This window comes from Lysobacter terrae, assembly GCF_054782215.1.
This window is the reverse complement of the sequence record NZ_BAAGSX010000001.1, coordinates 1,336,241-1,346,470: the sequence shown is the minus strand read 5'-3', so window position 1 is coordinate 1,346,470 and position 10,230 is coordinate 1,336,241. Positions and strand designations below refer to the sequence as shown.

At 66.7% G+C, this 10,230-nt stretch carries 12 protein-coding genes; 7 read left to right on the top strand and 5 right to left on the bottom strand.

Annotated elements, in window-relative coordinates; genetic code table 11:
• Positions 1 to 31: 31 nt before the first annotated feature.
• Positions 32 to 865 (bottom strand): SDR family oxidoreductase, encoded by an 834-nt coding sequence (locus ACYVJ8_RS06320; RefSeq protein WP_460710365.1) that lies wholly within the window; start codon positions 863 to 865, stop codon positions 32 to 34.
• 56 nt (positions 866 to 921) lie between these two features.
• Between ACYVJ8_RS06320 and thpR the strand changes: the two genes are divergently transcribed.
• Positions 922 to 1,515 carry an RNA 2',3'-cyclic phosphodiesterase gene (gene thpR / locus ACYVJ8_RS06315; RefSeq protein ID WP_460710363.1) on the top strand — a complete coding sequence of 198 codons (594 nt, stop codon included), beginning with the start codon at positions 922 to 924 and terminating at the stop codon, positions 1,513 to 1,515.
• Between the two features lie 19 nt (positions 1,516 to 1,534).
• Here the strand turns inward: thpR and ACYVJ8_RS06310 are convergent, their stop codons facing one another.
• A complete protein-coding gene (locus ACYVJ8_RS06310; RefSeq protein ID WP_460710361.1) occupies positions 1,535 to 1,864 on the bottom strand; it encodes a hypothetical protein in 330 nt (109 codons plus the stop codon).
• Here ACYVJ8_RS06310 and ACYVJ8_RS06305 point away from each other — a divergent pair.
• Positions 1,863 to 2,471, top strand: a complete 609-nt coding sequence (locus tag ACYVJ8_RS06305; protein WP_460710359.1) for a YdeI/OmpD-associated family protein — start codon at positions 1,863 to 1,865, stop codon at positions 2,469 to 2,471. The two genes, ACYVJ8_RS06310 and ACYVJ8_RS06305, sit on opposite strands and share 2 nt — an antisense overlap.
• Positions 2,472 to 2,485: 14 nt before the next feature.
• Here ACYVJ8_RS06305 and ACYVJ8_RS06300 read toward each other — a convergent pair whose 3' ends face one another.
• Positions 2,486 to 2,761 carry a polyhydroxyalkanoic acid system family protein gene (locus tag ACYVJ8_RS06300; RefSeq protein ID WP_460710357.1) on the bottom strand — a complete coding sequence of 92 codons (276 nt, stop codon included), beginning with the start codon at positions 2,759 to 2,761 and terminating at the stop codon, positions 2,486 to 2,488.
• A 134-nt stretch (positions 2,762 to 2,895) separates the two neighbouring features.
• Here ACYVJ8_RS06300 and ACYVJ8_RS06295 point away from each other — a divergent pair, with 134 nt between their 5' ends.
• The gene (locus ACYVJ8_RS06295; protein WP_460710355.1) at positions 2,896 to 3,696 is read left to right on the top strand and encodes an FHA domain-containing protein; all 801 of its coding nucleotides are present in this window, start codon (positions 2,896 to 2,898) and stop codon (positions 3,694 to 3,696) included.
• Here ACYVJ8_RS06295 and msrQ read toward each other — a convergent pair.
• Together msrQ and msrP are read right to left on the bottom strand one after the other, a co-directional pair.
• Entirely contained in the window at positions 3,650 to 4,309 is a 660-nt protein-coding gene (gene msrQ / locus ACYVJ8_RS06290) for a protein-methionine-sulfoxide reductase heme-binding subunit MsrQ (protein WP_460710353.1), read from the bottom strand. The genes ACYVJ8_RS06295 and msrQ overlap by 47 nt on opposite strands.
• 3 nt (positions 4,310 to 4,312) lie before the next feature.
• On the bottom strand, positions 4,313 to 5,278 hold the full coding sequence (msrP, locus tag ACYVJ8_RS06285; RefSeq protein ID WP_460710351.1) for a protein-methionine-sulfoxide reductase catalytic subunit MsrP: 966 nt from the start codon (positions 5,276 to 5,278) through the stop codon (positions 4,313 to 4,315).
• A 221-nt stretch (positions 5,279 to 5,499) separates the two neighbouring features.
• Here msrP and serC point away from each other — a divergent pair, with 221 nt between their 5' ends.
• Genes serC through aroA form a run of 4 tightly spaced genes read left to right on the top strand, consistent with a single transcriptional unit; the run spans position 5,500 to position 10,200 of the window.
• On the top strand, positions 5,500 to 6,585 hold the full coding sequence (gene serC, locus ACYVJ8_RS06280; RefSeq protein ID WP_460710350.1) for a 3-phosphoserine/phosphohydroxythreonine transaminase: 1,086 nt from the start codon (positions 5,500 to 5,502) through the stop codon (positions 6,583 to 6,585).
• Positions 6,585 to 7,739: a prephenate dehydratase gene (gene pheA / locus ACYVJ8_RS06275; protein ID WP_460710348.1), complete on the top strand. Its 1,155-nt coding sequence runs from the start codon at positions 6,585 to 6,587 to the stop codon at positions 7,737 to 7,739. The genes serC and pheA overlap by 1 nt, the downstream gene beginning before the upstream one ends.
• Positions 7,739 to 8,890 carry a histidinol-phosphate transaminase gene (gene hisC, locus ACYVJ8_RS06270; protein ID WP_460710346.1) on the top strand — a complete coding sequence of 384 codons (1,152 nt, stop codon included), beginning with the start codon at positions 7,739 to 7,741 and terminating at the stop codon, positions 8,888 to 8,890. The genes pheA and hisC overlap by 1 nt, the downstream gene beginning before the upstream one ends.
• Entirely contained in the window at positions 8,887 to 10,200 is a 1,314-nt protein-coding gene (gene aroA / locus ACYVJ8_RS06265) for a 3-phosphoshikimate 1-carboxyvinyltransferase (protein ID WP_460710344.1), read from the top strand. Before hisC ends, aroA begins: the two co-directional genes overlap by 4 nt.
• Positions 10,201 to 10,230 lie beyond the last annotated feature (30 nt).

Sequence of the window (10,230 nt, the reverse complement as noted above, 5' to 3'; positions counted from 1 at the left end):
GCCAAAGCCAAAGCCAAGGCCGCAGCGCCCGCTAACCGATAAACCCACCGCCATTGATGTGGATGAACTGACCGGTGACGTAACTGCTGTCGTCGCAGGCCAGATACACATAGGCCGGCGCGACCTCACTGGGCTGGCCCGGACGCTTCATCGGCGTATCGCGGCCGAACTTCTGCTGCATCTCTTTATCCATGCTCGAAGTGATCAGCGGCGTCCAGATTGGGCCGGGCGCGACGCCATTCACGCGAATGCCGCGGTCGATCAGATTCTGCGCCAGCGAATAAGTGAAGGTCTCGATCGCCCCCTTGGTCGACGCGTAATCGATCAGATGCTTGCTGCCGCGGAACGAAGTCACCGAGCCGGTGTTGATGATGATGCCGCCGTCTTCCAGATGCTCCAGTGCGTGCTTGACCAGGTAGAAGTAGGGATAGAAGTTGTTCTCGAAGGTCAGGCGTAGCTGCTCGCTGCTGATCTCCTCCGGCTTGTCCTTGCTGACCTGGTCGGCGGCGTTGTTGACCAGGATGCGCAGTTGGCCGAGGGTCCGCACGGTTTCATCGATCGCGGACTGACAGAACCCCTCGTCGCGCAAATTGCCGCGGATGAGCAGGCAGCGGCGGCCTTCCTTCTCGATCATGGCCTTCGTCTGCGCGGCGTCCGCGTCCTCGCTCAGATAGATGATCGCGACGTCCGCGCCCTCGCGCGCGAAGTGCACGGCCACCGCGCGGCCGATGCCGCTGTCGCCACCGCTGATCAACGCGACCTTGCCTGCGAGTTTGCCGCTGCCGCGATAGCCCTCGCGGATGGTTTCCGGCTGCGGCCGCATCGGCCCCTGTTTGCCCGGGATGTTGATTTCGCGTGCGGACATGATCGAACTCCGTGCGGGGATCGCATCCATGCTCGCGCAGGCAACGTCGCTGCGGCATGAAGCACTACACTGCGCTCATGCATAACGATCTATTCGGTGCGGCGCCCGCGCGCGAGGCGATTACCCACAATGTCTTCTTCGGTCTCGTGCCCGATGCGGACGCCTGCGCGCGGACAGCACGAGCGGTCGAGCGACTGAAGGCCGTGCACGGCGCACAAGGGCGCTGGCTCAAGCCGGAGCGCTACCACATGACCCTGCATTTCCTCGGCGCGTTTTCCGAACTACCGCAGGAACGCATCGATGCCGCGCGCAGAGCCGCGCAGAACGTCGCGGCCGCGGCGTTCGACCTGACGCTGGATCGTGCCGGTCACTTCCCCAAGGGCATCGGCTGGCTGGGTTGCGAGCAGGTGGCTGCACCGCTGCAGTTGCTCTGGTCGGAACTGCACAAGGCGCTGGCACGGGAACGCGTAGCGACGCAGGGCCACGCCCGCTTCGTCCCGCACGTCACCGTGCTGCGCGATGCGCGCGAGCCATTGCCCGCGCAGCCGATCGCGCCGGTCGCATGGCCGGTGCGCGAATTCGTGCTGATCGACAGCGTGCTGGGCGCGCGCAGCGAATACCGCCCGCTGGGGCGGTGGACTTTGTCCTGAGGCAACGAAGCCCGGGAACTCAGGCGCGAATCTTGATCCTGGGTTGTGCTTCCAGCGAGCCGTCCGGCATCAGCACCGAGAACGACTTGCGGTCGCCGTCGGCCACGATCGGGATTGCCTCCTGGAACAGCGGGCGGCGGATGAAGCGGAGCTCCCAGCCGAAGCGCTCCAGCTCGCCCAGCGCCATTTTCTGATCTTCGTTGAGCTGGGCGCGCAGCGCCGAGATCGAGCCCGGCATGGGGCGGCGGCGTTCGTTATCGCACATGGTCTTTCCCTCCCTGTCTTCCCAGAACGCGAGGCGAGGGCAGAATAGGCCGCGAGCCACCGCCGTCTGCAGAAGGGAACCCATGGTCCAGCGCGACCCCCGCATCGACGCCTATATCGCCAACTCGGCCGAATTCGCCCGACCGATCCTCACGCACCTGCGCGAGGTGGTGCACGCGGCCTGTCCGGACTGCGAGGAAACGCTGAAGTGGAGCGCGCCCAGCTTCACCTACCGCGGCAAGATCCTCTGCGGCATGGCCGCCTTCAAGCAGCATGCGGCCTTCGGCCTGTGGCAGGGCTCGATGATCGTGGGCAGCGACGGCCGCAAGCTCGACGACGCCATGGGGCAGTTCGGCCGCCTCACCCGCGTCGCGGATTTGCCGGGCAAGCGCGAGCTCGGCGGGCACCTCAAGCAGGCGATGAAGCTGATCGACGACGGCGCGAAGCGCGCGCCAGCCAAGACCAGCAAGCCCAAGCCGCCGGTCGAGGCCCCCGAAGACCTGCTGGCCGCCTTGCGCAAGAACGCAAAGGCGCGCGCCACGTTCGAGGCGTTCCCGCAAAGCTGCAGGCGCGAATACGTCGAGTGGATCACCGAGGCCAAGCGCGATCAGACGCGGGCGAAACGGCTGGCGCAGACGGTGGAGTGGCTGGCCGAGGGCAAGCGGCGCAATTGGAAGTACGAGGCCTGCTGATTTGCTGTGGGCGATCAGCCGAAGCGTTCGTCCAACACCCGCTTGATCTCCGACTCGATCGGCCCTTTGAACGCCGACATCAGAAAGCCGAGGTTGGCCGTGACCCGCAGGCTCTTCGGCGCCAGGTCGATCTTGCCGTCCACGCCCGCACGCGCGAAGTTGAGGGTGTCGCCGTCCCAGTCGTAGTCGATGCCGAAACGTTCGGCGAGCTTTTCCGCGACCTCCTGCACTGCCTTGCGCGCCTTCTCGTGCGGCAGGGAATGATCGTGGCGGATGTCGATGCTGGGCATGTTCGGTTTCTCCTGTGTGCGGCGCATTGTGCGGCCGCAACCGGCGGCATCCAAGCCCGCATGCAGTTGGGGGGCATGGCGCGGCATGCAAGGTGTGGCGTGCTAGATTGCGGCCGCGCCACTATCGCCGACACATGACTGCTCTGAGACTGAGGTTTCCCCACCGCCAACAGCCGGACCTGGTCCTTGGACCCGGCGTCCACGCCATTGGCCGCGATGCCACGGACCGGCCGGTCATCGTCGATGATCCCGCGCAGGCGATCGCGCAGTTCTGCGTGGATCGGCGCGGCGTCTGGTTGCAGGTGCATCAGGGTGCGCGCGGCCTGCATGTCAACGGCCGTCCCGTACGGCGCATGGCGCTGCTGCGCGCGGGCGACGCGGTCTTCGTCGACGGCAACGAATGGCTTTTGCTGGGCGATACGCCACCGAGCGCGCCGGTCGAAGCGACGGCGACGGCCGATGCCGATTCGCGCATGGTGTTGCGCGGCCTGGGCGGCCCGCATCACGGACGCAGTTTCACCCTGGATCAGCCGCGCCTGGTCGGCCGCTTGCCCGAATCCGATATCCGCATCGACGACGCGGCCTTCGCCGATCGCCACGCACGGCTCGAGCCGCACGCCGATGGCATCGTGCTGCGCGACCTCGGTTCGCATGAGGGCAGCCTGGTGAACGGTTGGCCGGTACGCAATGCGATGTTGCGGCCGGGGGATCAGGTCGTTTTCGACACGCAGCGCTTCGTCGTCGAAGCCCCCAACCGTTCCGGCAAGCAGGAACCTAAGCAGCCTCCCGCGGCGAAAGCTCCGGTGGAGGAGGCCGTCGCAGCGAACGATGCGCCCAAGCGGTCGTCGTCCGTGCGGCGCGTACCCTGGCTGCTGCTGGCCGCGCTCTTTATTGCGATCGCGCTGAGCTTGCTGTTGCTGTACGGCGCACGTTAGCCCGGCGATCCCGCAGCACTTTCACCGCGCGCCAACCCAACAGCACGGCGAGGATGGCGGCATACAGCGCCGGTTCGCGCACGTCGGATTTCACCAGCCACCAGAAATGCAGCACGGCCAGCACGCCGACGGCGTAGACGAGCCGGTGCAGCCGTGCCCAGTTGCGCCCCAGGCGCCGGATCGCCGCTTGGGTCGAGGTGATCGCCAGCGGCACCAGCAGCAGCCACGCGGTGAAGCCCACGGTGATGTAGGGGCGCTTGGCGATGTCCTCGAAGATCTGCGTCCAGTAGCCGCGCAGGTCGAGGATCAGATACGCGCTGAAGTGCACGGTGGCGTAGAAGAATGCGTACAGCCCGAGCAGGCGCCGGAAGCGGATCAGCACCGGCTGGTGCGTGATCTGCCGCAGCGGCGTGATCGCCAGCGTGATCATCAGCAGCCGCAGCGCCCACAGGCCCAGACGGTGCTCGATCTCCGCCACCGGATCGGCACCAAGGCCGCCGCTACCGGTCAGTGCTTCGGCGCGGATCTGCCAGCCCAGGATCGCGGCGGGCGTCAGCGCGAACAGATGGACGAGGGTCTTGGCTGCGATGACGCCGCGTGAGGTGCGCGCCATCTTTCAGAACCACTTCCGCAGGTTCATGCCCGCATAGAGGCTGGCGACTTGATCCCCATAGCCGTTGAACAGACGCGTGGGGATGCGCTCGGCGAAGAGCTTGCTCTGGGTGCCGGAGATGCGCCGTTCGGTCTTCTGCGACCAGCGCGGGTGGTCCACGGCCGGATTGACGTTGCTGAAGAATCCGTATTCGCTGGACTGCGCATCGTTCCAGCTGGTGAAGGGCATCGTCTCGACGAAGGTGATCGCCACGATCGACTTGATGCCCTTGAAGCCGTACTTCCACGGCACTACCAGCCGCAGCGGCGCGCCGTTCTGCTGCGGCAGCGGCTTGCCGTACAGGCCGGTGACGAGGAAGGCGAGGGGATGCATGGCCTCGTCGATGCGCAGGCCTTCGCGGTACGGCCAGTCCAGCGCGGCGTACTTCAGTCCTGGCATCTGCTTGGGGTCGTTGAGCGTAGTGAACGCCACGTACTTGGCTTTCGATGTCGGCTCGAAGCGCTTGAGCACGTTGGCGAGCGGAACGCCGAGCCAGGGTATGACCATCGACCAGCCTTCCACGCAGCGCAGGCGGTAGATGCGTTCTTCCGGCGTGTTGCCCTTCAGCAGGTCGTCCAGCGACAGCACGCCCGGCTTGGCGCAGTGGCCGCCCACCGCCACGCTCCAAGGCTTGAGCCGCAGGGTGAAGTCGGCATGCGAGGGGTCGCCCTTGCCGGTGCCGAACTCGTAGAAGTTGTTGTAGGTGGTGACGTCTTCGTAGCGGGTGAGCGTTTCGGTGGTCCGGAAGCCCGAACGCGCCTGCTCGGGCGTCACCACGACCTGGGAGGGCGGGGGCGCCGCCTCGCCGCATCCGGCTAGCCCGAGGCCCGGCACCGCCGCGAACGCGGCGAGCAGCCGGCGGCGGTCGCGATAGACCGCTTCGTCGGTGACCTGGGAGGAGGGAATACGCAAAACGTCGCGCAAGGACATGGCCGGCTCCGGCGTGTTGATTCGACTATATGTCTAGAGGCCATAAGGGGGCGAAAAGTTGCGCGTGCAACCCTTGATCCATGCGTGTTGCGCTGCGGCATACTAGCCCGGCTGCACACCGCTACCCGCCTGGCCTGCCATCCCTCGCCTTGTCGACCTTCGGCTTGTACACCAAGCCCCTGTGCCGCAAGAAGATCATTTCCGCCAAGTCGAGGATATCCATGTCGCGCGTATTCAATTTCAGTGCCGGTCCCGCCGCCCTCCCCGAATCCGTCCTGCGCCAGGCGCAGGAGGAAATGCTCGATTGGCACGGCGTGGGCGCCTCCATCGTCGAGCTGAGCCACCGCGGCCCCGAGTTCATCCAGGTCGCCACCGAGGCCGAGGCGGACCTGCGCAAGCTGATGTCGATCCCCGACGACTACGCCGTTTTGTTCCTGGGCGGCGGCGCGACGACGGTGCAGGCCCTGCTGCCGCTGAACTTCGCCACCCCCGGCCAGGCCGCCGACTACGTGCTCAGCGGGCACTGGGGCAAGACCGCGATCAAGCAGGCCAAGCCGTATGTGGACGCCCGCGTCGCGGCGACCAGCGAAGGCGATGGTTTCCGCACGATTCCGGCGCGCGACTCCTGGCAGCTGTCGCAGGACGCCGCTTACGTGCACATCACCGCGAACGAGACCATCCACGGCATCGAGTTCCGCGACACGCCGGACATCGGCAACGTGCCGCTGTTCGCCGACTTCAGTTCGAGCATCGCTTCGGAGCCGGTCGACATCTCCAAGTACGGCGTGATCTACGCCGGCGCGCAGAAGAATCTGGGTCCCGTCGGCATCACCGTCGTCATCATCCGTCGCGATCTGCTCGAACGCGCCGGCCAGCCGCGCGCCGACATCCTCGACTACCGCGCGCACGTGAAGGGCGAGTCGATGCTCAACACGCCGCCGAGCTGGAACTGGTACCTGCTCGGCCTGACCGTGAAGTGGATGCTGGCCGAAGGCGGCGTCGAGGAATTCGCTCGGCGCAGTGCGCGCAAGTCGGCGTTGCTGTACGCCACCATCGACAACTCCGGCGGCTTCTATCGCAACGAAGTCGACAAGGCGGTGCGCTCGCGCATGAACGTGCCGTTCTTCCTGCACGACGAAGCGCTGGACAAGCCGTTCCTGAAGGAAGCCGATGCCGCGGGCCTGATTTCGCTCAAGGGGCACCGCGCGCTCGGCGGCATGCGTGCGTCCATCTACAACGCGATGTCGGAGGCGGGCGTGCAGGCGCTGGCGGACTTCATGCGCGACTTCAAACAAAGGCACGGGTAATGGCTGACGGAAAGTCCAAGGGCAAGGCAGGCACGAAGACAGGCGCGAAGAAGGCGGATGCGAAGCCGGCGGCCAAGCCGTTGGAGCTGGGCGAGCTGCGCGAACGCATCGACGGCATCGACCTCCACATCCAGCAACTGATCGCCGAACGCGCGCAGTTCGCCAATCAGGTCGGCAAGGCCAAGGGCAAGCTCGCCGCCGCCGTGGACTACTACCGCCCCGAGCGCGAGGCGCAGGTCCTGCGGCGCGTGGTCGACCGCAACGACGGCCCGCTCAACGACGAAGTACTGGTGCGGCTGTTCCGCGAAATCATGTCGGCCTGCCTGGCGCAGCAAGAGCCGTTGAAGATCGGCTTCCTCGGGCCGGAAGGCACCCATTCGCAGCAGGCGGTCTACAAGCATTTCGGCCATTCGATCCACGGCCTGCCGCTGGCGAGCATCGAAGAGGTGTTCCAGGAGGTCGAGGCCGGCCATGCCGATTTCGGCGTGGTGCCGGTGGAGAACTCGACCCAGGGCACGATCCAGTCGACCCTCGACATGTTCCTCACCTCGCAGCTGCGGATCTGTGGCGAAGTCGAACTGCGCGTGCACCAGCATCTGCTGTCGCGGGCCGGCCGCCTGGAGGACATCGAGCGCGTCTACTCCCACCCGCAGTCGTTCGCGCAGTGCAAGGCCTGGCTGCGCCAGTACCTGCCCAAGGCGGAGAAGATCGCAGTCAGCAGCAACGCCGACGCCGCCCGCCGCGCCCGCAACGCCGACGACGCCGCGGCCATCGCGGGCATCAGCGCGGCCACGGTCTACGGCCTGAAATCGCTGGCCGGGCCGATCGAGGACCGGCCGGACAACACCACCCGCTTCCTGGTGCTGGGGCGGGAGCTGTTCCCCCCGTCTGGCAACGACCGGACCTCGCTGCTGGTCTTCATCAAGGATCAACCGGGCGCGCTGTATCACGTGCTGGCCCCGTTCGCGAAGCACGGCCTGAGCATGAACCGTATCGAGTCGCGCCCCGGTCACACCGGCCTGTGGCAATACGCCTTCTTCATCGACATCGCAGGCCACGCGCAGGAGGAAGCGATGCATCGCGCCTTGGACGAAGTCGCCGAGTTCGCGCAGGAAGTGAAGGTCCTGGGGTCCTACCCGGTGGCGATTTCCTGATGAGCACGGTCGAAGCCCCCGTGGTCCGGGACGAAGCCTGGTTCGCGTCGCGCGCCTCGCGTGGCATCCAGGGCTTGCGTGCATACGACCCAGGGCATGACCTGGTCGCGTTCCGGCGCAAGTTCGGCGTCGACAACCTGGTCGAACTGGGCTCCAACGAAAATCCCTACGGCCCGTCGCCGGCCGCGCGCATGGCGGTCCTGGACCAACTGCATTCGCTGCACCGCTATCCGGATCCGCTGGGGCTGGATTTGAAGCGTGCGCTGGCGGCAAAGCATGGCGTCGGCGTCGATCAGCTCCTGCTCGGAAACGGTTCGCATGAACTGTTAATGCAGCTGGCGCAGGTCTTCGCGGGCGAGGGCGAGGACGTGGTGTACTCGCGCTATGGCTTTGCCGTCTTCGCGCTCGCGACGCAATGTGCAGGTGCTCGTGCGCGAGTGGTTGACGCCTTTCCGCGCGACCACGCGACAATGCCGCTGGGCCACGATCTGGACGCCATCGCCGCGGCGATCACGCCGGCGACCAAACTGGTGTACGTCGCCAATCCCAACAATCCCACGGGGTCCTGGTTCGGGCGCGATGCCTTGGAGGCGTTCGTCGAACGCATTCCCGACGACGTCATCGTCGTATTCGACGAAGCCTACGCGGAGATGGCGGACGCGCCCGATTACGCCAGCGCTTTACCGCTGCTGTCGCGACACCCGAACCTGGTTGTCACCCGCACCTTCAGTAAGGCCTACGGGCTCGCGGGCCTGCGCGTCGGTTACCTGCTGGGCGCACCGGGACTGGTCGCGGTGATGGAGCGCGTGCGCGAGAGCTTCAACGTCAACGGCCCGGCGCTCGCCGCCTGCGAGGCGGTGCTGGACGACACCGTGCATCTGCAGTGGTCGCTGGACGGCAATCGCGCCGAGCGCGCGTGGCTGAGCGAGGCGCTGCAGCAACGCGGCCTGAAGGTATTCCCGTCGCAGACCAATTTCGTCCTGGTCGAGTTCGGCCCCAACACGCCGCTCATCGAAGCCGCGTTGATCGCGCAAGGCGTGGTGCTGCGTCCGATGGGCGGCTATGGGCTCGGCGACTGTTTGCGTATCACCGTCGGTACCCACGACGAGAACCTGCGCCTGGTCGCGGCGCTGGACAAGGTGCTCGCATGAACTTCGAAGCCCACTCCAAATGGATCGCCGCGCCAGGGACGTCGCTGTACGGGACGATCCGGGTGCCGGGCGACAAGTCGGTGTCGCACCGTGCGGTGATGCTCGGTGCGATCGCTGAGGGCACGACGCGCATTCGCGGTTTTCTCGAAGGCGAGGACACGCGCGCCACCGCGCGCGTGTTCGCGCAGCTGGGCGTGCGCATCGAAACCCCTTCGGCGGGCGAGCGCATCGTGTATGGCGTCGGGCTGCACGGCCTGCGTGCCAGCGACGCCGCGCTCGACTGCGGCAACGCCGGCACCGGCATGCGGCTGCTCGCCGGGTTGCTGGCAGGGCAGGCGTTCGACAGCACGCTCATCGGCGACGAATCGCTGTCCAAGCGTCCGATGCGGCGGGTGATCGACCCGCTCGCGGCGATGGGCGCGCACATCGACAGCGAACCCGGCGGCCTGCCGCCGTTGCGCATCCACGGCGGCGCGCGCCTGCGCGGTACGGACATCGCCACGCCGGTGGCGAGCGCGCAGGTCAAGTCGGCGTTGCTGCTGGCGGGGCTTTACGCCGAGGGCGAAACGCTTGTGCGTGAAGCGCATCCCACCCGCGACTACACCGAGCGCATGCTCACCGCCTTCGGCTGGCCGATCGAGTTCGCGCCGGGTGTTGCGCGCTTGCGCGGCGGCCATCGACTCACGGCGATCGATGTGGACGTGCCGGCGGATTTCTCTTCGGCGGCCTTCTTCATTGTCGCGGCGACCCTGATCCCGGAATCGGAACTGCGCATCGAAGCGGTGGGCATGAACCCGCGCCGCACCGGTTTGCTGCAGGCACTGCGCGCGATGGGCGCCGACATCCGCGAGGAAAATCCGCGCGTGCAGGGCGGCGAACCCGTGGCCGACCTGGTCGTGGTGCACGCGCCGTTGCACGGCATCGAAGTGCCGGAGGCGTTGGTGCCGGACATGATCGACGAATTCCCGGTGTTGTTCGTCGCGGCCGCCTGCGCGCGCGGCCGCACGCATATCCGCGGTGCGGCGGAGCTACGGGTCAAGGAGTCGGACCGGATCGCGAGCATGGCCAAGGGCCTGCGCCGGCTCGGTATCGTGGTCGAGGAAACGCCCGACGGTGCGGTGATCCACGGCGGACGCCTCAAGGGCGGCGTCGTCGACAGCCATGGCGATCATCGCATCGCCATGAGTTTCGCGGTCGCCGCGCAACTGGCCGAGGGTGAGGTGCGCATCGACGACGTCGTCAATGTCGCGACTTCGTTCCCCGGTTTCACCGCACTGGCTCGCGAAGCCGGAATGAACCTGCGCGGCTGAATTTTCTTCTCCCCGCTTGCGGGGAGAAGA

Bases quoted from the DNA above. Each gene is read 5' to 3' on its own strand.
- ACYVJ8_RS06320 (WP_460710365.1), bottom strand. From the start codon at position 865: ATGTCCGCACGCGAAATCAACATCCCGGGCAAACAGGGGCCGATGCGG.
- thpR (WP_460710363.1), top strand. From the start codon at position 922: ATGAAGCACTACACTGCGCTCATGCATAACGATCTATTCGGTGCGGCG.
- ACYVJ8_RS06305 (WP_460710359.1), top strand. From the start codon at position 1,863: ATGGTCCAGCGCGACCCCCGCATCGACGCCTATATCGCCAACTCGGCC.
- ACYVJ8_RS06310 (WP_460710361.1), bottom strand. From the start codon at position 1,864: ATGGGTTCCCTTCTGCAGACGGCGGTGGCTCGCGGCCTATTCTGCCCT.
- ACYVJ8_RS06300 (WP_460710357.1), bottom strand. From the start codon at position 2,761: ATGCCCAGCATCGACATCCGCCACGATCATTCCCTGCCGCACGAGAAG.
- ACYVJ8_RS06295 (WP_460710355.1), top strand. From the start codon at position 2,896: ATGACTGCTCTGAGACTGAGGTTTCCCCACCGCCAACAGCCGGACCTG.
- msrQ (WP_460710353.1), bottom strand. From the start codon at position 4,309: ATGGCGCGCACCTCACGCGGCGTCATCGCAGCCAAGACCCTCGTCCAT.
- msrP (WP_460710351.1), bottom strand. From the start codon at position 5,278: ATGTCCTTGCGCGACGTTTTGCGTATTCCCTCCTCCCAGGTCACCGAC.
- serC (WP_460710350.1), top strand. From the start codon at position 5,500: ATGTCGCGCGTATTCAATTTCAGTGCCGGTCCCGCCGCCCTCCCCGAA.
- pheA (WP_460710348.1), top strand. From the start codon at position 6,585: ATGGCTGACGGAAAGTCCAAGGGCAAGGCAGGCACGAAGACAGGCGCG.
- hisC (WP_460710346.1), top strand. From the start codon at position 7,739: ATGAGCACGGTCGAAGCCCCCGTGGTCCGGGACGAAGCCTGGTTCGCG.
- aroA (WP_460710344.1), top strand. From the start codon at position 8,887: ATGAACTTCGAAGCCCACTCCAAATGGATCGCCGCGCCAGGGACGTCG.